The organism is Ruegeria sp. O4 (assembly GCF_056535125.1).
Window position 1 is genome coordinate 1 of record NZ_JBQERO010000030.1, and the last position, 19,279, is coordinate 19,279.

General features: G+C 54.7%; 22 protein-coding genes and 2 tRNA genes. 17 read left to right on the forward strand and 7 right to left on the reverse strand.

Translation table 11 applies throughout. The features are described from left to right. The 7 genes from ACR0J7_RS19635 to ACR0J7_RS19665 all read left to right on the forward strand — a co-directional run. Nucleotides 1-889, forward strand: an 889-nt coding sequence (locus ACR0J7_RS19635; protein ID WP_480915370.1) for a hypothetical protein, incomplete at its 5' end; no start/stop codon positions are given. A gap of 237 nt (nt 890-1,126) precedes the next feature. After that, nucleotides 1,127-2,002: a carbon-nitrogen hydrolase family protein gene (locus ACR0J7_RS19640; protein WP_480900222.1), complete on the forward strand. Its 876-nt coding sequence runs from the start codon at nt 1,127-1,129 to the stop codon at nt 2,000-2,002. A gap of 91 nt (nt 2,003-2,093) precedes the next feature. Next, nucleotides 2,094-2,312: a translation initiation factor IF-1 gene (gene infA / locus ACR0J7_RS19645; protein ID WP_005978431.1), complete on the forward strand. Its 219-nt coding sequence runs from the start codon at nt 2,094-2,096 to the stop codon at nt 2,310-2,312. A gap of 11 nt (nt 2,313-2,323) precedes the next feature. After that, entirely contained in the window at nt 2,324-2,902 is a 579-nt protein-coding gene (locus tag ACR0J7_RS19650) for a Maf family protein (protein ID WP_480473601.1), read from the forward strand. Then, nucleotides 2,899-3,921: a ribonuclease E/G gene (locus ACR0J7_RS19655; RefSeq protein ID WP_480473600.1), complete on the forward strand. Its 1,023-nt coding sequence runs from the start codon at nt 2,899-2,901 to the stop codon at nt 3,919-3,921. The genes ACR0J7_RS19650 and ACR0J7_RS19655 overlap by 4 nt, the downstream gene beginning before the upstream one ends. Next, the gene (locus ACR0J7_RS19660) at nt 3,918-4,100 is read left to right on the forward strand and encodes a DNA gyrase inhibitor YacG (RefSeq protein WP_480473599.1); all 183 of its coding nucleotides are present in this window, start codon (nt 3,918-3,920) and stop codon (nt 4,098-4,100) included. Before ACR0J7_RS19655 ends, ACR0J7_RS19660 begins: the two co-directional genes overlap by 4 nt. A 79-nt stretch (nt 4,101-4,179) precedes the next feature. After that, nucleotides 4,180-4,254: transfer RNA gene (locus tag ACR0J7_RS19665), tRNA-Phe, on the forward strand. Nucleotides 4,255-4,563: 309 nt separating this feature from the next. Here ACR0J7_RS19665 and ACR0J7_RS19670 read toward each other — a convergent pair. The 4 genes from ACR0J7_RS19670 to ACR0J7_RS19685 are packed head-to-tail and all read right to left on the reverse strand — an operon-like array spanning nt 4,564 to nt 10,170. Then, nucleotides 4,564-5,601, reverse strand: coding sequence for an ACP S-malonyltransferase (locus tag ACR0J7_RS19670; RefSeq protein ID WP_480915373.1), 1,038 nt, complete (start codon nt 5,599-5,601; stop codon nt 4,564-4,566). Next, nucleotides 5,598-7,787: a dehydrogenase E1 component subunit alpha/beta gene (locus ACR0J7_RS19675; protein WP_480915375.1), complete on the reverse strand. Its 2,190-nt coding sequence runs from the start codon at nt 7,785-7,787 to the stop codon at nt 5,598-5,600. The genes ACR0J7_RS19670 and ACR0J7_RS19675 overlap by 4 nt, the downstream gene beginning before the upstream one ends. Nucleotides 7,788-7,798: 11 nt before the next feature. After that, complete coding sequence (locus ACR0J7_RS19680) at nt 7,799-9,001, reverse strand: acyl-CoA dehydrogenase (RefSeq protein ID WP_480915377.1); 1,203 nt, start codon at nt 8,999-9,001, stop codon at nt 7,799-7,801. Next, nucleotides 8,998-10,170, reverse strand: coding sequence for a pyridoxal phosphate-dependent aminotransferase (locus ACR0J7_RS19685; RefSeq protein WP_480915409.1), 1,173 nt, complete (start codon nt 10,168-10,170; stop codon nt 8,998-9,000). Before ACR0J7_RS19685 ends, ACR0J7_RS19680 begins: the two co-directional genes overlap by 4 nt. 101 nt (nt 10,171-10,271) lie before the next feature. Here ACR0J7_RS19685 and ACR0J7_RS19690 point away from each other — a divergent pair, with 101 nt between their 5' ends. Next, nucleotides 10,272-11,168, forward strand: a complete 897-nt coding sequence (locus ACR0J7_RS19690) for a LysR substrate-binding domain-containing protein (RefSeq protein ID WP_480488363.1) — start codon at nt 10,272-10,274, stop codon at nt 11,166-11,168. A gap of 22 nt (nt 11,169-11,190) precedes the next feature. Here ACR0J7_RS19690 and ACR0J7_RS19695 read toward each other — a convergent pair whose 3' ends face one another. Further along, a complete protein-coding gene (locus tag ACR0J7_RS19695; RefSeq protein ID WP_480915379.1) occupies nt 11,191-12,060 on the reverse strand; it encodes a hypothetical protein in 870 nt (289 codons plus the stop codon). 181 nt (nt 12,061-12,241) lie between these two features. On the opposite strand from ACR0J7_RS19695, the gene ACR0J7_RS19700 reads away from it, so the two are divergent. Then, nucleotides 12,242-12,317 (forward strand) — tRNA-Thr (locus tag ACR0J7_RS19700). 573 nt (nt 12,318-12,890) lie between these two features. On the opposite strand, the gene ACR0J7_RS19705 is transcribed toward ACR0J7_RS19700, so the two are convergent. Then, entirely contained in the window at nt 12,891-13,379 is a 489-nt protein-coding gene (locus tag ACR0J7_RS19705) for a hypothetical protein (RefSeq protein ID WP_480915381.1), read from the reverse strand. Nucleotides 13,380-13,574: 195 nt separating this feature from the next. Here ACR0J7_RS19705 and ACR0J7_RS19710 point away from each other — a divergent pair, with 195 nt between their 5' ends. The 4 genes from ACR0J7_RS19710 (at nt 13,575) to ACR0J7_RS19725 (ending at nt 15,426) form a co-directional block, all read left to right on the forward strand. Beyond that, the gene (locus ACR0J7_RS19710) at nt 13,575-13,907 is read left to right on the forward strand and encodes a hypothetical protein (protein WP_480915384.1); all 333 of its coding nucleotides are present in this window, start codon (nt 13,575-13,577) and stop codon (nt 13,905-13,907) included. A 200-nt stretch (nt 13,908-14,107) separates the two neighbouring features. Further along, nucleotides 14,108-14,458 carry a hypothetical protein gene (locus ACR0J7_RS19715; RefSeq protein ID WP_480537355.1) on the forward strand — a complete coding sequence of 117 codons (351 nt, stop codon included), beginning with the start codon at nt 14,108-14,110 and terminating at the stop codon, nt 14,456-14,458. 520 nt (nt 14,459-14,978) lie between these two features. After that, the gene (locus tag ACR0J7_RS19720; protein WP_480537354.1) at nt 14,979-15,164 is read left to right on the forward strand and encodes a hypothetical protein; all 186 of its coding nucleotides are present in this window, start codon (nt 14,979-14,981) and stop codon (nt 15,162-15,164) included. A gap of 43 nt (nt 15,165-15,207) precedes the next feature. Further along, nucleotides 15,208-15,426 carry a hypothetical protein gene (locus tag ACR0J7_RS19725; protein ID WP_480537353.1) on the forward strand — a complete coding sequence of 73 codons (219 nt, stop codon included), beginning with the start codon at nt 15,208-15,210 and terminating at the stop codon, nt 15,424-15,426. 180 nt (nt 15,427-15,606) lie between these two features. On the opposite strand, the gene ACR0J7_RS19730 is transcribed toward ACR0J7_RS19725, so the two are convergent. Continuing rightward, complete coding sequence (locus ACR0J7_RS19730) at nt 15,607-16,083, reverse strand: hypothetical protein (protein ID WP_480915385.1); 477 nt, start codon at nt 16,081-16,083, stop codon at nt 15,607-15,609. Nucleotides 16,084-16,325: 242 nt separating this feature from the next. Between ACR0J7_RS19730 and ACR0J7_RS19735 the strand changes: the two genes are divergently transcribed. The 4 genes from ACR0J7_RS19735 to ACR0J7_RS19750 all read left to right on the forward strand — a co-directional run bounded on the left by ACR0J7_RS19735 (nt 16,326) and on the right by ACR0J7_RS19750 (nt 19,232). Continuing rightward, complete coding sequence (locus tag ACR0J7_RS19735; protein WP_480537351.1) at nt 16,326-17,219, forward strand: lipid A-modifier LpxR family protein; 894 nt, start codon at nt 16,326-16,328, stop codon at nt 17,217-17,219. Nucleotides 17,220-17,342: 123 nt separating this feature from the next. Beyond that, nucleotides 17,343-17,795: a DUF2799 domain-containing protein gene (locus tag ACR0J7_RS19740; protein WP_480537350.1), complete on the forward strand. Its 453-nt coding sequence runs from the start codon at nt 17,343-17,345 to the stop codon at nt 17,793-17,795. A 185-nt stretch (nt 17,796-17,980) separates the two neighbouring features. Next, a complete protein-coding gene (locus tag ACR0J7_RS19745) occupies nt 17,981-18,352 on the forward strand; it encodes a thermonuclease family protein (RefSeq protein WP_480915388.1) in 372 nt (123 codons plus the stop codon). Between the two features lie 196 nt (nt 18,353-18,548). Next, a complete protein-coding gene (locus ACR0J7_RS19750) occupies nt 18,549-19,232 on the forward strand; it encodes a M23 family metallopeptidase (protein ID WP_480915389.1) in 684 nt (227 codons plus the stop codon). Nucleotides 19,233-19,279: the final 47 nt, after the last annotated feature.

Genomic DNA, 19,279 nt, shown 5'->3' on the forward strand with positions numbered 1-19,279 from the left:
AAATTCGTCCGTCCGTTTCAGTCCCATAGTTCGTCTCCTTTGCTGCAATAAATGCTATCAAAGGAGCGGCAGCAAACCGCGACACGTCCAAGCCGTATCAAGTACCTTCGTGGGCTGCCACACAGTCCGTTTGGGCGATAGTCATCTAGCACTGCTGCGTGTCGATGGCGAGCTACAAGTTGATCTTCCCAGAACTCATTTGTCTCGGACGGGCATTGATCGCACAGTACAAAATATCCGCTCGTTCACTGAGACTGTGTCGTTGTGCGAGCAGTACCTTTTGATAGTTGCAAAAGAGGCCACCGATATCACGGTTGTTGGCGATGACAAGGTGGACAATTTGCATTTTGAGGCTGGAATAGCCGCACTATTATTTGGGCAAGAGCTCGCTCGAAAGTCAATATTTGACAATTATTTCAACCTTCAAGATGCGAAATTTACAACTAGAGATGCGAAAATTGTGAAGTCTTCGCCGAAAGAGAAACCTGTCGCGTTCTTTGACGATTTACCGTCAGATCCATACGGGGGTTTTTCCGAAAACGAAATTCGCGCACTCAAATTTTGCTACCGCGCCCACATGTCCAACGATGAAAACATGCGCCTCATTTTGTACTATTCTGCGCTTGAAATTCTCTTTGCCGGTGATAGAAAATTTGGCAACAGACTCCGTAAATTCTACTCTTTCTCAAAAGAGCTAACCGTCGCTTCAGACAAAATTATCAGCGAGCTTAGAACAAAAAGGAAAGAGGCGATTCACCGTGGCTTGCATCGAGAGTTTAACGGAGAGTCAGAGCGATTGGTTCAAGCAGTAATCTTAGACTTGGTTTTTGCTTCTTCATTGGGAACATACGAAACGTCAATATTGCGACATGTACTTCAGACGGTGTAACGAAACCATGCAGTGTCTGAAGCACAGTTTCAACGACGCGAACCCCGTCGGCTCATAAATTACGCCTGCATTGGGCTGCAAGCTGCCCCATACACTTGCGGCACATCCTGTGACGGGCGATGACCGGTGATGGTTCAATCACCCCCCCCCTTCACCCCGTCACCACCAGATTGAACTGTACACGCGGCGGCTCTCACGGTTTAGTGCCACGACACATCGGCTCAGGGGATCCCATCAATGAAAGTCGCAACCGCAGCGTATGATCTCGACTGGCTCGACAGCTGGGCGCAGTACGAGGACAAGCTGGACCGTTGGGTTGCCGAGGCTGCCGGGCAGGGGGCCGGGCTGCTGGTGTTCCCCGAATACGGCGCGATGGAGGTGTCGACGCTCGATGGTGCCGAGGTGGCGGGTGATCTCGAACGCTCGATCCGCGCGGTTTCGGACCGGTTCGAGGATGTACAAAATTTGCACTCGCGCCTCGCAAGCGCGTACAAAACGTACATTCTGGGCGCATCGGCCCCGGTTGTGGATGGGTCCGGTCGCCCGGTGAACCGCGCCGCGTTCTACGCCCCGGACGGTGGCCGCGACCATCAGGACAAGCAGATCATGACCCGCTTTGAACGCGAGGACTGGGACATTGCGCCGGGTGGTCCACTCAGGCTGTTCGACACCGCGCTGGGTAAAATCGGTGTTCTGATCTGCTATGACAGCGAGTTTCCCCTGCTGGGCCGCGCACTCAGCGACGCGGATATGATCCTTGTACCGTCCTGCACCGAAGCGCTGTCGGGGTATTGGCGTGTTCGCATCGGGGCAATGTCAAGAGCATTGGAAAATCAATGCGTTACGGTTATGTCGTCACTGGTCGGAGCCAACGACTGGTCCGAGGCAGTGGACATGAACACCGGCATGGGCGGCGTTTTCGGCCCGCCGGACAAGGGGTTTCCGGCCACCGGAGTGCTGGCCGAGGGCGCTCTGAACCAGCCTGGCTGGACCTATGCAGATGTCGACCTGTCCGCCATCGCCGAGGTCCGCGCCGATGGCCATGTGCTGAACCGGACCCATTGGCCAGAGCAGGACGCCCGAGTCGAAACGGTCACATTATCCGCCCTTTAGATGAATCCGCCCTTGAAATAAGGGAAAAATAGGCTCATTTAAGCGCACATCCCCGCAGATTCTGCGGGCGCAACCTAATGATGGAGACAACATGGCCAAGGAAGATACGCTCGAATTTCCCGGTGTCGTGAAGGAACTCCTGCCTAATGCGACGTTTCGGGTCGAGCTGGAAAACGGCCATGAAATCATCGCACATACGGCAGGAAAGATGCGCAAGAACCGCATCCGTGTTCTGGCCGGCGACAAGGTTCAGGTCGAGATGACCCCCTATGATCTGACCAAGGGTCGGATCAACTACCGCTTCAAATAACGCCTGCCGAGATGGCGTTTATCCTGGGATCGGGCAGCCCAAGGCGGCTGGACCTGCTGGCGCAGCTTGGCGTGCAGCCCGACGCCATCCGCCCCCCTGACATCGACGAAACACCGCTGAAGGGTGAGCTTCCTGTTCCGTATTGCAGTCGCATTACGCGTGAAAAAGTAAAGGCTGTTCAATCGGATAGCGGTGACATCACGCTTTGCGCGGACACGACAGTTGCACTGGGGCGGCGTATTCTGGGCAAGCCCCAGGATGAGGGGCAAGCCGCAGAGTTCCTGTACGCTCTGTCCGGTCGCCGTCACCGGGTGATCACTTCGGTCGCCGTTCGGCGCGGGGATCGCATCCTGCAACGTGATGTCGTCTCGCAGGTCAAGGTCAAACGCCTGTCTGACGTTGAAATCAACGCTTATCTGGCGACCGGTGATTGGCAGGGCAAAGCCGGGGCCTATGCGATCCAGGGCCCTGCTGGCGCATTCATCCCATGGATTTCGGGCTCGTTCACTGGCATCGTGGGGCTGCCCCTGTCCGAGACCGCCGCCTTGCTGCAAGGGATCGGCTACCCACTATATAGCGAGGCATCATGAAGGGTCGAACCATCGTTCTAGACCATATCCAAGACCGCGAGGCCGCGGCATTGATGGTCGACGGAAAGCTTGATGATCTCCTGATCGCCGCCGACGCGCCGGCACCCGGCACCATTTATCGCGCCCGTGCCGATCGACCGGTCAAGGGGCAGGGTGGTATGTTCCTGACCACACCCGACGGCCCGGCTTTTCTTCGACAGGTCAAAGGGTTGGCGCCGGGTGCCACGCTTTTGGTGCAGGTGGGCGGATATGCCGAGCCCGGCAAGGCCATCCCTGTAACCAACCGCATCCTGTTCAAGAGCCGCTTTGCCATTGTCACACCCGACGCACCGGGCCTGAACATCTCGCGCAGCATCAAGGATGAAGACAAGCGGGATCAACTGCTTGAAATCGCTCATGAACAAATGGGCGACAGCCCCTACGGGTTGATCCTCCGCTCCTGCTGCATGGATGCGGATGCCGGTGATATTGCCGACGACATTTCGGCCATGCTTGCGCAAGCTGAACAAGTGATGACGGACGAAGGGTTCGACGTCGAACTGCTGAGCGAAGGTGACAGCCCGCATATCCTGGCATGGCGCGACTGGACCGATCCTGCCGAGGTTGTGACGAAAACCGGCAGTTTTGAAACCCATGGTGTGCTGGACGCGCTGGATGTCGCCCGTGGCATTTCCGAACCTCTCCCCGGAGGCGGATATCTTTTTATCGAACCGACCCGCGCATTGGTGGCCGTAGACGTGAACACAGGCGCGGATACGTCGCTGGCGGCAGGAACAAAAGCCAACTTCGCTTGTGCCAAAGCCTTGCCACGTGCATTGCGTGTGCGCGGGCTGGCGGGGCAGATCACACTGGATCTGGCTCCGATGCCCAAGAAAGACCGCCGAGGGTTCGAATCCGCCCTGCGTGCGGCCTTTAAGTCGGACCCGGACGAGACGATACTGGCGGGATGGACACCTCTGGGGCATTTCGAGTTGCAGCGCAAACGCAGCCGGTTACCTGTCGCAGAGATCCTGAAATGAGCTGTCCGATCTGCGGAGAAGAAACGCAAAAGAAGTTCCGCCCGTTCTGTTCGAAACGCTGCGCAGACATTGATCTGGCCAAGTGGCTGAACGGCTCTTACGCGGTCCCGTCTCAGCGCGAAGACGACCCTGAGACCGAGGCCGATGCGGACGAACGCAATACAATGCGACCGCACTGAAAAAATGTAAAAAAGCCTCTGGACACTGCCGGTAGCAAGTCATAGAACGCCTCCACCCAACGACAAACGTCGTTCCCGTGCCCGGGTAGCTCAGGGGTAGAGCAGTGGATTGAAAATCCTCGTGTCGGTGGTTCGATTCCGCCCCCGGGCACCATTTAAGTCAGAGAAATGAGTGCTGGATATCAAACGCTTAGGTTCAATGTCTGGGCCTTTGGCTCGTCTGCAAGATGCTTGACCGAAAGTGTCCTGATTTGCGAGAAGATGCCATTTGACCCGGAGCATTCGACAGTAGTTGCCGTCTCAGGCCGAGCGCTCCGTCGCCTTTTCCGGTTCCGGAATCGTGGAATTGAAATGCAGGGCGCTTGCTCGGGTGGGATCTGAACAGATGGTTCGGTGCACAGAGTGGAGCGGAGTGCCCGCGATAGATCGGTTTGCGCCGGGCGAACCGCCAAGGTGTGCAAGATCAAGTCACACGTGTGCGTTGATCCTCGATCCCCATTGAGATCAGCGAAGGTTCTTCGCGTTGGCTGGTCTGAAAGCTTGCTTTGTCCTGCATCTTGTCCCAATTGCTCAGGATCAAACATTGCGCGACGGCTCCGCCCAGTGTGGTTCCCGGTCCGGTGACGATGAACATGTCGGGTGCGAACTCTTTCGCGGCCTGTGATACGGCCTTTGTGAAATCATAGGTTTCGGTCACCTGATGACCCAAGGTGTAGTCCCAAAGCGCGTCCAGATCACAGGCTCCGGGCCACCAGATCTGACCACGGCCATCTATCATGGGCAAATTGGGTTGCCGGAACAGATCTGCGGCAAGGCGGGCGCGACCGGCTTCGGCAACTGGGCGTTGCAGATGTGAATGAAACCCTGCGTGATTGGCCAGCCGCATCGGAAATCGTTCCTGCACCACAGGCACCTTGTTTTCAAAGGCGGACAACCCAGCTTCATCCCCGGCCATAACCAGCATCCCGCCCAGATCAATTGACAGCGTGAGGGTCGCGCCGGTGCCGTCGATCTCAGCGACCAAAGCCAGCAGTTCGGCCTTGCGTGCCGGGTTCGGCTGCCAGTCGGCATCCATGAAAGGATAGATCAACTGGCCGCCAATCAGGCTCTGCTGCATGAGTGTTCCCATGGTGTTGACCACCTCGAACCCTGCCTCGGCAGTCAAGGCGCCCCCGCAGGCCAGGGCTGAATACCAGCCCATCGAGTTTCCGGTCACAGCCACCACGTCGATTTTCTCCGGATCGATGGCACGAAAATCGCCCAGCGTGGCGGCATAGATCAAGGCCGAGGCATTGTCTCCGCGCGTGTGCTTTGCCACGGAATACCGTGTTGCGCCGTCCAGTTCGCTTAGGGTTTCCTGACCCTGTGCGCGCCGCATGCCATCGAAATGTGCCAGCAGGGCCTTGTCGGTAAAATGCCGACCCAGAACACCCAATTCGGGTTTGTTATAGGTTCCGCGCCCCGGACAGATGACAACAGCGGTTTGTTTCGCAGACCTCATTTGCCCGTCTCCATAAGGGATCTTGCTGCGGCCTCGATGCTGTCTTTCGATGGCATGGTCGCGGCATAGGCCGGGCCGGTGGCGATAAAGCTGTCTTCGGCGGTAATACGAGCCATCGGCACATCAGTGGTTTCGTGGAAATGGGCCATCAGGGCTTCGGCCACGCCGCCGTGATGCCGGGTTTCATCGACGATCAATATCCGCTTGGCGCCGCTTACGGCCCGGGTCAGCGCGTCTTTGGGCAGCGGCGACAACCAGCGCATGTCAATTATCCGGGTTTTTGTCCCGTCGGCCTCCAGCGATTTGCGCGCCTGATGGCTGAGGTAGACGCCATTGCCAAAGGTAACGATGGCCAGATCGTCGCCATCTCCATCCACGCCGACCTCGCCGAAACCGATCCTTTCGGATGGGTCGGGGTAAGTGTGCATCCAGCCTGCGTCCCCGGCTTCGTGCAGGTCCCGCATCGGGTAGAGCGCGATGGGTTCCAGAAACACGACCAACCGCTGTTCTTCCCGGGCCAGCCGCACGCATTCACGCAGCATTCGTGCAGCGTCGGCGCCGTTCGATGGGCAGGCCAGGATCAGCCCCGGAATATCGCGCAAAACCGCGACCGAGTTGTCATTGTGGAAATGCCCGCCAAAGCCCTTTTGATACCCCAGCCCGGCGATGCGAACGACCATCGGGTTGGTGTACTGACCGTTCGAGAAGAAGGGCAGGGTGGCCGCTTCACCGCGCAACTGGTCTTCGGCGTTGTGAAGATAGGCCAGGAACTGGATTTCCGGCATGGGCGTAAACCCGTTCTGAGCCATCCCGATGGCTAGGCCCAGAATCGACTGTTCGTCCAGCAGCGTGTCGATCATCCGGTCAGGGCCGAAACGGGCCTGAAGCTTTTGCGTCACGCCATAGACACCGCCTTTGCGCCCGACATCTTCGCCCATCATCACGATCTCGCCGTGTTCAAGCATCAGGTCGCTCAGGGCCCAGTTGATCAGGCGTGACATGATCTGGGGTTCAGCATGTGCTTTGAGGTCGCCGCCGAATACCTCAGCCCGATGTTCAGCTGACGGGCCATTGGTCGGGGCACAGGGGCGTGCGGGCGGGATCAGGCTGGCCATCACGTCACCTGCGGTTTTCAGGCGAGGGCGGGTGATCGCCTTGTCGGCGACGCGGGTGACGCGGTCGCAGGTGTCGGTGTATACCTTCAGCGCGTCATCCGGTTGCATCGCACCGGATTGTTCCAGCAGACGGACGGAGTGCAGAAGGGGGTCGTTCGCCTCTTCGGCTTCGACCTCGGATTTTGGCATATAGGTGGTGGGCATGTCCGCCCCGGCGTGGCCATACAGGCGCACCGTGCGGATGTGCAGAAATGCGGGTTTCTTACGGCTGCGGACATAGGCGGCGGCTTCTTGTGCGACACGGTAGGTTTCGAAAATGTCGAGCCCGTCACACGTGAAATACTTCAGTCCCGGTCGATGAGAGAATGTTGCGGCAATCCAGCCTTGTGGTGTCTTGGTCGAAATTCCGATCCCGTTGTCCTCGCAGCAGAACAGCAGTGGCAGGGGAACCGACTGGTAAGACGTCCACTGCGCGGTGTTGAATGCGCCTTGCGCGGTGGAATGGTTGGCCGAGGCATCACCAAAGGAACAATAGACGATGGCGTCGTCCGGCATTTCCGCATGTTCGGGTTTGTGACGGCGGGCTGCCCCGATTGCATAAGCCGCGCCGACTGCTTTGGGCAGGTGGCTGGCAATGGTCGAGGTCTGCGGCGGGATGCAAAGCGCTTTTGACCCCAACACCTTGTGCCGCCCACCGCTGATCGGATCATCAGAGGATGAAGCGAAGGACAACAGAATATCCCATGTCGGGCTCTGCCCCGGCACCTGATCGGACCGGGCGATCTGAAACGCGGCGTCGCGGTAGTGTAGAAAAGCAGGGTCTGTCGGGCGCAGGGCTGCCGCCACGGCGGCCATCCCCTCGTGACCAGAGGAGCCGATGGTATAGAATCCCTGACCCGCTTTCTGCATTGCCCGGCTTTGGCGGTCCAATGCGCGGCTGAGACATTGCGCGCGATATAGCCCGACCGCTTCGGACGCTGTCAGTGGGCCAGACGGCGTCGCGCCAGCGGGGAAATCCCGTGCCGCAACCCGGCGCAGGAAGTTGTCATGCACAATGGTTGCGCGATCCATTTTTGTCGTCCTCAGGCGAAGGCTTGCAGGCCCGTTTGTGCGCGACCCAAGATCAAGGCATGAACATCATGCGTGCCTTCATAGGTGTTCACGGTTTCCAGATTCACCATGTGGCGGATCACGTGGAAATCCTGGCTGATGCCATTGCCGCCGTGCATGTCACGTGCGTGGCGGGCGACCTCAAGTGCCTTGCCGCAATTGTTGCGCTTGATCAGACTGATCATTTCCGGCGCTGCGCGGGCTTCGTCCATCAGACGACCCACGCGCAGAGCGGCCTGAAGGCCCAAGGCGATTTCGGTCTGCATGTTCGCAAGCTTCAGCTGGAACAGCTGCGTTTGCGCCAAAGGGCGACCGAACTGTTTTCGGTCCAGACCGTATTGCCGCGCGGCGTGCCAGCAGGCCTCGGCTGCGCCCATCGATCCCCAGGCGATACCGTATCGTGCGCGGTTCAGGCAACCAAATGGCCCTTTCAGACCTTCGACACCCGGCAACAGAGCATCTTCCCCGACCTCGACATTGCTCATCACGATCTCACCGGTGATCGAGGCGCGCAGCGACAGTTTGCCTTCGATCTTCGGAGCTGAAAGACCGGGTGTGCCTTTTTCAAGAACGAAACCCTTGATCTTGCCGTCATGCGCGTCTGATTTGGCCCAGACAACAAACACGTCAGCAATGGGCGCGTTCGAGATCCACATCTTTGACCCGTTGAGGACATAGCCCCCATCAGTCTTTTTTGCGACGGTTTTCATGCCGCCGGGGTCCGAGCCTGCATCGGGCTCGGTCAGGCCAAAGCAGCCAATAGACTCACCGCTGGCCAGTTTCGGAAGGTATTTCCGGCGCTGTTCATCCGTTCCGTAGGCATAGATCGGATACATGACGAGGCTGGACTGCACCGACATCATCGAGCGGTAACCGCTGTCGACCCGTTCCACTTCGCGTGCGACCAGACCGTAAGTGACATAGCTGGCACCGATGCCGCCGAATTCTTCGGGGATAGTCGTGCCCAGAAGGCCCATTTGACCCATCTCGCGAAAGATTTCGGGGTCTGTTTCTTCATTGGCGAAAGCCTGGGTCACACGGGGCAGCAGTTTGTCCTGCGCGTAGGCGTTGGCCGCATCGCGCACCATGCGTTCGTCTTCGGCCAGCTGGTCTTCCAGCAGAAAAGGGTCATCCCAAGTGAAAGGGCCAAGCTGGGGGCGGGATTGTGGTTTCATGAGAGTTTCCTTTCTACAGCGGCTTTGAGACGTGCAAGCCCCGCTGCAATTGTATCTTGGGCATAAGCAAAGCTCAGGCGAAAATGTCCGGGCAACCCGAAGGCGCGACCGGGAACCAGAGCGACACCGGCATCTTCCAACAACCAGGTGCAGAAGTCAGCGTCATTTTTGAACGGTCCTCCCTGATCCTCAAGCAGTCCGGCGCAGGAAGGAAAGGCGTAAAACGCCCCGTCGGGAGCCGCGCAGCGCAACCCCGGAACCGTGTTCAACCCTGCAACCACCAGATCACGGCGTTCGGAAAAAATGACCCGGCGTTCTTCCAACAGGTCCGGGCTGCCGGTCAGCGCCGCAAGCGAGGCCCATTGTGCAATCGAACAGGCGCCCGATGTAACCTGCCCCTGAACGGCCACCATCGCCTTGATCAACTCGACCGGCCCGATCCCCCAGCCGATGCGCCAACCGGTCATGGACCATGCTTTGGCGACACCGTCGACGATCAGCAGACGGTCGGCAAGGTCAGGGGCCGCCTCGGCCACTGAAACAAACGGAGTGAAGCTGAGATGGCGATAAATCTCATCCGCAAGAACCCAGACCTGTGGATGCCGAGACAGAACAGATGCGAGGGCGGCAATTTCATTCTGCGTATAGATTGCCCCCGACGGGTTCGACGGCGTGTTGAGCATCAGCCAGCGCGTGCGCGGTGTGATTGCGGCCTCTAACTGTTCCGGCAGAAGCTTGAATCCCTGATCCATCGGGCATGGCAGAATGACGGGCGTCCCACCCGCCATCCGCACAATGTCAGAATAGCTGGTCCAGTAGGGCGCGGGCATGATGACCTCGTCGCCGGGGTTCAGGCTGGCCAGCATCGCATTGGCAATCACCTGCTTGGCACCGGTGGACACAATGACCTGAGCCACTTCGGCTTTGGCCTGCCGGGCAACTTCGGCGCGCAGGTCGGGCACCCCGGCCGTCGGCGGGTATTTCGTCTTGCCGTCCAGCGCTGCCGCGTGGGCAGCTTCGACCACATGGGGCGGGGTCGGCAGGTCAGGTTCACCGGTCGACAGCGCCAGAACATCGCGCCCTTCCGAACGCAAGCGTGCGGCGGCCTCGGATATCTGCACGATTTCGGACAATTCGATACCGTTTAGTCGGTTTGCGCGGTGAAACACTGTCAATCTTCCTCTGGAGGTGACTGAGGTTCTATCTGCAAAGTAACTTGATAAAAATACGCTGTTTTGTATCGTTTCTGTGACTAAAACTCATAAGTGATATGCCCAGAATCAGCTCCCTCCCGTCTTTTGCCCTCATGCGCAGCTTCGAGGCTGCCGCGCGCCACGAAAGCTATACCATGGCAGCAGAGGAGCTTGGTGTGACGCAGGGCGCGGTTAGCCGCCAGGTGCGTGAACTTGAGGCTGCGCTGGGGGTGACGCTGTTTCGCCGGGTCGGGCGTGCCGTTCGCTTGTCGAAAGCGGGTCGCGCTTTGTTTGAAGAACTTGCAGGCGACCTAGAGCGGCTGAACGGTACGATCAATCGTGCGATCGCGGCCGGTGACGGTGCGTCGTTGCTGACCTTGGCGGTCCTGCCCACCTTTGCTACACGGTGGCTGGTGCCAAGACTGCCGGATTTCAAGCACCTGCATCCGGGGATCGAACTGGATTTGCATTCCTACACAACACCGTTCAGCCTGGAAGAGCGGCGCGTGGACCTTGCCATTCACTTTGGCCACGAAGACTGGCCCGGTGCGCGGCTACGCAAGCTGTTCCCGGAAAAACTTGTCGTGGCAGCCGCGCCCGTGTTGTTGGGCGACCAACGGCCTTTCGAGGAACAGCATGTGTTCGATCTGCCGCTGTTGCATCTGACCTCACGGCCCGGGCTATGGTCCGAGTATCATGCCAGCCTTGGGCTTGACGCCAGAGCGGTTTTTCCAGGGATGCGCTTTGATCAGTTCTCGATGCTGATCGAAGGCGCAGTTGCAGGGCTTGGGGCTGCGATTTTGCCGTCCTACCTGATCGAGGCCGAGTTGGCGTCGGGCGCGCTGGTCCAGACCGGGCAATTGGTGAATGCCTCGGGCAGCGCATATTTCATTGCAACGCCGACCGGGCAGAGGAACGAAGCCGTACAAGCATTTGCGGACTGGATCATCCGGCAAACGAAAAGGCATTTGTAAGGGTGCGGACGCGACAGATGGGTTACAGCATCCGGATGCCCTGCATGGTCTGGATGATTGCCAGATCCTGCTCGTAAAGCTCTGTAAATGCGTCAACGATGTCTGCGTTCCAGCCGGGCAGATCGAGTTCTTCTTCGACCTCATCGGGCCTGGCATAGTCTTCCAAAACCCGCGCAAGGTCTTCGCGTTGAGTGTCCTTGTCGAGGCCGGCACCGCCCCGCACGATGTCCAGAACATGCTGTTGACCGGTTTCAGTCAGAAGCGACGACAGCAACGCATATTCATCCACCAGAGGAGCGTCACCGGGCAGGCCCGCCATTGCGCGCGTGATATCCCCCAGAATCAGTGGCAGATGTTCGTTCTTCCACAAAGTGAGCTGCACCTGAGGTGCAAGATCGCGCAGATCTTCGATCATGCTCAACCAGCTCAGGCAACTCAGATCGGTGCTGGTCAGAATCTCCTGTCGGTGATCTTCATGGATCGACATCAGGACCTTGGGTATGAAAAAACCGGGGTTCACCAGACCGACAAATATTTCGACCTGAGCATCGTCCAGCAAGGTCTGCACATAGGCTGTCCGCTGCCCGGCAAAAGGGTAAATCTGTCCATGTTGCAGGGCAGAGCGTGTTGGGCCAAAGAACTTGTCGTTCGAGAGGATGACACGATCAACATTTGGATCATCCGGAAGAAGGGCGTGCAGCCCGTCCTGTGTTTCTGCATCAGACAAATCCTGAGCAAGGGCATCAGACAGAACCTTGACAAACTGACGTCCGCCGCGCGGTCCCAAGATCGCAGCACGGCTATCCGCCAAGGCCTGCTTGTTTGCCGAAAGCGAGGACAGCACTTGCCCTTCATCGGCGAAAGCGGCCCCGGCATGGATTACTACCTGCATCTTTTGTCCTTTTACCCTCAGGGGCTGTGTCCATCCCATTCCATGTCTTTGCGTCGCGTGAAAATCTGCAACGAACCAACCGTGCGGTTTCTGCACTTTCTCAGGAAATCGGGCAATCCCCAAGTTTGAGTTAAAAATGAGGGTTGCAGTCCTCTGTCGGACGAAGTAATCGACTGCCAGTGCCCCTATAGCTCAGCTGGTAGAGCAACTGATTTGTAATCAGTAGGTCCGCGGTTCGAGTCCGTGTGGGGGCACCATTACAAAATCAATGACTTACACTGATGTTGTGCCACTTGTCCTTTGTCGCTTTTTCGCACTAGGGGACAAATGGGGGACAAAGTGTATGAATTTCTGCATTTGGCGCGGGAGCCGACTCGAGTGCTGAGAGCTGCCGCCCTGCGCCCTTTTCTTCGTTATTGAGTGGCTGGCGATACGCGCGGCACGGTGCCGAATTGAAACCGGACGCAAAGTCGGGTTCTGGGGTGTCAAAAAAGATACCTTGAAAATACCTTTTCTAAGCTCTGCGTAGCTATGCAAGAGTTAACACATTGTTAACGGAGAATGTTTGTGAAGCACCTTATTTTACTCAGCCTGTCTGCACTTGTCCTTTCATCCGCGGTTGCATTTGCTCAGAATCAGTACAAAGAATCAGGCAAAACGCCACTAACCACTGAATCCTTTTGGAACCTTTTGACCAGCAAGCAAAACGCGAAGGTCTACAACGCCGCGTGTTGCAAAGTGTGCCGAAAAGGCAAGGCCTGCGGGGATAGCTGTATCAACCGGAGCTACACCTGTCACAAAGGTGTTGGCTGTGCCTGCAATGGGTAGAATTACCCTCGCGCAACAACCAAAGGCGGTTCTTTCGGAAAAGACCGTATGTCGAACCACTTGAAGCAAGTGCCATCCGCATTGCATTTGTCACCCATGTACAGTTGTGAGCCAGTTGTTCGGTGCCGGATCAGCGCCGCCCTGAACGCTCGTAGGTCGAGCAACCACCAACTTTCAATTACCTGTCCGTCGGGTCCGGCGTGACCGTAGAACATCCAGTCGCCATGGCCGTTTACAATCTTGGACAGTTCTGTTTTCGGCACCTGTGGGTAACTTAGCGCGGATCGTGAACTGGTGCGGGTATCTGGCGGCGTAAGTGCGCTCGCAAATTGCTCTGAAGCCTCCCGATTGAACGGGAAAGGCTGGTTTGCTTGCTTGTGGAACTTCTCACTGAACTCAAGGATCAATGGTAAGTCGTGCAAGGTTGCGCTGCGAATGCTTGCCTTTGCGGGTATTTGCATCGTCGCGCACTTTGTTTGTGAAGCATCCATAACGCATTCCTCCAAACCTACTTAAAGGGGTAACATATTACCCCAAAAATAGCAAGAACGAGACATGAACATTTGTCCCCACCTGAGGTATTTTGGCATCCGCCGTGAACGGGTACTTCCCCCTGAAAACAACGCTGGTTTTCCATTGCGCCGGATAGGGGTGAAGAGTTTGCGCGGATTGCCTATATCGTCGGAATGAAACGCTTACTTTTGCTTTTGATCCTTCTTGCGCCTAATGGGGGTTCAAGCAAACTCGTTCACCAATTGTTAACCAACACAATGCATTACCTGAACATGCTACAAGTTTGGAAAATAGAAGTGCCGAGGAATGGCAAATCAGCGAACAAGGCCCATGGATGGGCGTTGGCGCATACCGCTGACGAGGCAAGAGCGATTGCCGGTGTTCAAGAGGCAAAAGTCATTCGAAAACCGGGCCACCTATGGGTCGCAAGTAAACGGTTGGTTTGGGAAACGTCACGTACTGATGACCCGAGCAGTTTGGAAGCCGCCTCACAGGTTTCACAGTGAGACCAGAAAATAGACACAATTTCTAATCATTCCAACGGCGTTGTTCCTCAATAAGCAGCCCAAAATGTCGGTACTATCCTGCTGGAGCAGAGCCCGATCAGTGCCATAAGTAGTGGTCACAAGTCGAAACCACGACAGCAACGAAAGACCAAAGGCGTAGTTTCGACAATAGATGTCAAAAAGAAAAATAGGAAAAGTGAATGAAGAAATTATGCACCGCTGTTTGCGGGCTGTTGGTTGTGTCGGCCTGTGCGCAGCAACCCGCATCAATTGCTCCGGTGTCGATGGGTGATACTTACAGCAATGTATCGTGCGCAAAGGCAACTCAACTGTACAAGAACGAAGCGGCAAAGGTTCCAAGCCTTGTGTCTGCTCAAAAGCAGGCCGTAACAGGCGACGCATTGGGCGTTTTCTTGATTGGCGTTCCGATGTCCAGCCTGACAGGAGGGGATTTAGAGGGTGAAATCGCTGCAACGAAAGGCAAACTGGTTGCGCTGGCTGCAAGATTAGAGACTTGTGGCACATCTCCTGGGCAAGTGGCTTGGGGTTAACCCAAACTGACTGACTCTCTATTCAGGGTGAGCCGCACCGGAACTAGGTGCGGCTAATCCACTAATTGAGCGAAGCGCAAAATGTTCTTTGTCTCAAAAATTGCCCTGCATCCGACTACGCCCTTAGCATACGCCTGTCTTGGCAAAGATCCACCTCATGTTGTTTTTGGGAAGCCATGCGCCTCAAACTTCTAAGGGGCAATCTAAAAAACAAAACCTAATCGGTCCTGGCCTGCAAAATGCCGAAGTAAAGCCTCTGGAATGGTTGGTGGAACTTATAAAAGCCAGAGAGGGAAACTACAGAAACCTCCAAAATGAAGGCTCGTATCAGTAAGATTGAAATTGCGTCCGATTTGGAAACACAAACCACGTCAAGGAATCCAATTCTCCACGTCATAGCACATTTTGTGCTTCGTGGCTCGTTGATGCATACGGACAGTCTCCCAACGCAGGACAATTTACTAATCCTTAAGAGAATCGGTTCAATTTGGGCAAAATTGTGCGGATGGGGAGTAACGATATGGACAGAGAGTTCTTGGAGCGCGCCACTGAAATAGAACTAAGACTTGAGGCAGAAGGTTTGTTTCTCACCGCCGAAGCCATTCGGCATGTTGTGAATGCCTATGTTGTCGAACACACGAAGTACGACGACAACATGTGTGACCAAAATGCACGGCAAACCAAATCACAGTTAACTCCACTTTAACCAGTCTTCCTCGACTATATTCAAAACAAAATTCGAGGGTTTCATGACCACTAAACACTGGTTTGTTCAGGCGTTGGCTGAAATTGTTGAAGAGGCCAAAGACGAGGGATCTAAGAACACGTTATGTGGTTTGAGGACAGCTTTAGAAATTTTCTTAGAAGAGGCAAAGCTGAATGCTGATGACAGAGAAGCGGTTCAGGAATTGATATTGGAAAACACAGACCTGGAGTTTCAACCCAATATGGTGGCTTTGACTAACTGAAGCACGTGATTTCTGTGCGGACTAAAAGGCTACGACGACGTTGGGGAGGTTTTGTCTCGAACCAAGTCTACGAGTATAAAAAACTTTATTCTGCCGCAAGTTGTGTGTCTTAGCTTCAAACTAAAACACTGACTAAGCCTCGTTTGAAGTTACGCCAGTAGACCTTGGGCACAACAGGACTCATGCGATTCTATCCAGAACGCCGCATTGTTCTCCGCGAGCGAGCGGCACATAAAGCCAATTATCAATCAAAATCTTTCGCACTTGCTCAATAATATCCAAGACGACAGCCGCTATATTTACCCATCTTTGGTTTACCAGGGAGAACTTCTCATCAATAGGCGGCTCAGAAAGGACATGTACCAAGTGTGAGAGTAAGTCTTCAATCTGTACGTCATCCATGAAATCAAATGTTTCCGTAGTATCCATAAAAATCGCGACCTCTTCGGCTACGAAAGTTGAGATGGTTCTCAACGCGTAAACGTCGCTCGGCCTAACAGTCATCTCGATTAAGACACCCATAGCAATTAGGTCGAAGAAATTTGGTGCGGGAACAATTCTTCCAAAACCAACACTCAGTTGGATTCCGAAGTGCGGTTGCAGGATCTTCCAGGCATGCTCGACTTGAAGAACTGATTTGGCCAACGCCAAAGTCACGTCCTGAATCGCAAGAGGGGTTGTCGTTGGGCAAAACACTTATTGATACCACCTAGAGTTGCATTTTGATATTCTCGAGGGAATCATAATGGCGCATTAACGCGAGAAATATTTTTGTTGAGCGCTGTCATAACTTCACCTGTGGATAAGCCCGCCAAGTTTGTTGAGTTAGACAGTCATTAACTCCTACCTGCTAGGGACTCGGTTGACGTTTTCGGTTTCAAACCAAAGGGGGCGAGTTAGTGAAAACCTTTTTACTTTTTTTAGGTACAATTCTAATTGCTGCGCCAGTTTCCGCGGACTTGACGAAATCGAGCTTCTTTACAAATGACTTTTTCGGAGACGGTCGGGACCGCTGGCGCTCAGCGAGTTATACTGTGTTTTTGGGCTTCGAAGGTGAGAAAACAGGAGGTATCGCCCACGACTTTCGTTTTCGCGCCGAAATAATCTCTCCGTGGGGTTCAAAGAAACAGCCGACAAATGATGACAGGCCTTATGTAGGGATGTTGGGCTTTGGGCTTTTTGTAAACGAGAACTTCGGGAAAATTCAATACAACGCTGGTGCTGAAATCCTACTAACGGGAGACCAGACGAAAATCGCTGATTTCCAACAGGGCTTCCACGATTTGACTGGAATCGCAGGATATTTACCCAAAGACATGCCCCACAACCATGTTGGTGACAGTGTGACAGGAATGGTATCTGCGGAAGTTGCAAGAGGCTTTTCTTTGACCGAAGGGTTCTACGTAAGACCATTTGTCGGAGCGCAGGTTGGTTACGAAACTTTCGGACGGATTGGTCTGGACATCCTGGTGGATGGATACGCTGACGCCCAAAGGTACGTTCGCGACCCAGTATCCGGGTTTTTACAGCCATCATCGCCGGAGCGAGCCTCAAAGATGAATGATATGTCCTTCTTAATTGGTGCCGACTACACGTATGCCACACATAGCGACTTTTTCCCCAACTGGTCTGACGTTGAAATGACCAATTCCCGTTTGAGAGTTCGAGCGGGTGTTCAGGTTCGGATCCGAAAAGCCTCAACGTTTTTTGGAATTACCTACTTGAGCAAAGAATTCGAATCTCAGGTTGAAAGCCAAACGATTGGAGTCCTGTCACTCGAATTTCCATTCTGAGATTGGCCTTTAAGGAAGTGTTAGGCTGCATTTCTTATTCTTTCCGTCACACAATACCAAGGGTCTCCCATTGCATCATGAATGAGTGACGGGCCCGGAGACTTTAGAAACAGGAAAAAGGTTATGAAGGAACTGTCGAAGAACTGCCAGCAATCAAAATGGATGACAATGCCACGAATGAAGCTTTTCGTACACGCTGGCATAGTGATGCTAGGTGTCAGCGTAGGATGTACGGCATTCGCCAGCGACAAATCCGGTAGACAATCTTCAAAGATGTTTCCGCCGGAAAACTGCATAGGTAAAATCGATTGGTCAAAAGTTGGAATGGCTGACGGACGACTCGGAATAGAGCCCGGCTACTTCAACTACTATGTGCAGCGTTGCGCTCGTTGGTCGAGGAAACCTGACAAGGAGGCATATTTTCAGGCCTACCAGCAGGGGATTCTGTCCTACTGCACACCTGAGAACATCTACCAATTGGCTCGTAGCGGCGCTGTTGCGATTGACTCATGCAAGAATACGGCTGCGATCCGCAAAGCCGTTCAAGATGGATTCGCGAACCTTCTCAATCAGTGAAGGAACGAGACGGTTTTGGTCCTACTTTCGTTTACGGTGATTGAACTAATCTAACTAGTTATCGAAGTAACAGAGCGCATTCCTCGGACTAGCCCAGCCCTAGCGGCTGGGCTTTTTTTCAATTTTTAGTGTGTGGATTTTATTAAAAGAGCTATCTTTTGAGTATGATACGGCTGATATTTGCATTGATTTTTCTCGCCAGCTCGGCAAGTGCCGCTAGCCTGCATGTGCGTGACGCCGACACGATTGTTGTCGATGGAACTCCGGTTCGACTGAACGGCGTCGATGCCCCCGAGCTCGGGACAAGGTCAGGTCAGGACGCAAAGCGCTGGATGGTGAACTATCTGCGCGGCAAATCCATTTCATGCGATTTGAACGGTGAACGTACGCACGACCGCTGGGTTGGTGTCTGCTATGCCGACGGCCTGGACATAGGAGCCGCTTTAATCGCCGCTGGGCATGCCTTGGACTGCCGTAGGTACTCAGGTGGCCGATACCGGCATTTGGAGACGGCAGCGGCTAAATCGCGGCTTAGAACGGCGGATTATTGCAGGTGAAACCTATGAGGCAATATCTGCTCTGCCGGACGGACCTGCCGTTCGTTCTATCCGCAATGAATTAGTTGAGCCGAAGCCCCGCTAGGTAGGAGAGAAGAGGAGAAAGGAGAGCAAAACTATAACTGTTGTCTCGTCTCTGCCATTCACCTAGCTTGAAAGCGTTCGACTTAATCCACTTTGTTATATGAGGTTTGCTATGAAAATTGGCTTTGCCGTTATTGTAACCTCCATTTTTGCAGTTTCAGTTTTGTCCTTGTCGCTCGTTCTGGGTTCGACCGCTTCAGCTCAAGAAACTTCTTTGATTGGAGCTAATGGAAAACCAGTAGTCATAGGGGCAAAGAAGAAACCGAGGAAGTCGGGCCTCTGTCTTGATTATGGCAAAACGAGGCTTGGTAATGGGCAACCATACCGCGTAGTCGAGCCTACAAGAACTATTACAAGTCACGAAGGTATAGACTTCTGCAAGAGCGCAGGTTCTCCCGTGATTTCGCCAGTTGACGGCAAAATCCGATATATAGAGTGGGACAACAAAACCTATGGCGGAGTTGTAGGAATAACTACCGGATTCTCTGTTAAGCACCGAGAAGGTGCGAGCGGGTCCCGCGTCTTTGTCGAAATGGTTCACATTGTTCCCGTAGAAGGTTTGAAGCGGGGACAATCTGTTCGCGCGGGGCAAATCGTTGGCCACGTCCAAAAAGCAAATCGTCCGAGCATTGGCAAAACACCTCACGTCCACTTTGCAGTTCGGTGGTGCAACGACTGGCCTACTTGTCACTTGGATCCCAACTTTTTTTGGCGTGACGGACCAAGGAAGGTTTCCTGCTTTGACAAGGATAAGGCGATACCCAAAGGCCGAATGGTGGCTCCGATACCTTGTTGAGGGAAGCTCAATAAAACATGGTCCTTGAGCGTAGAATAGCGGCGGTC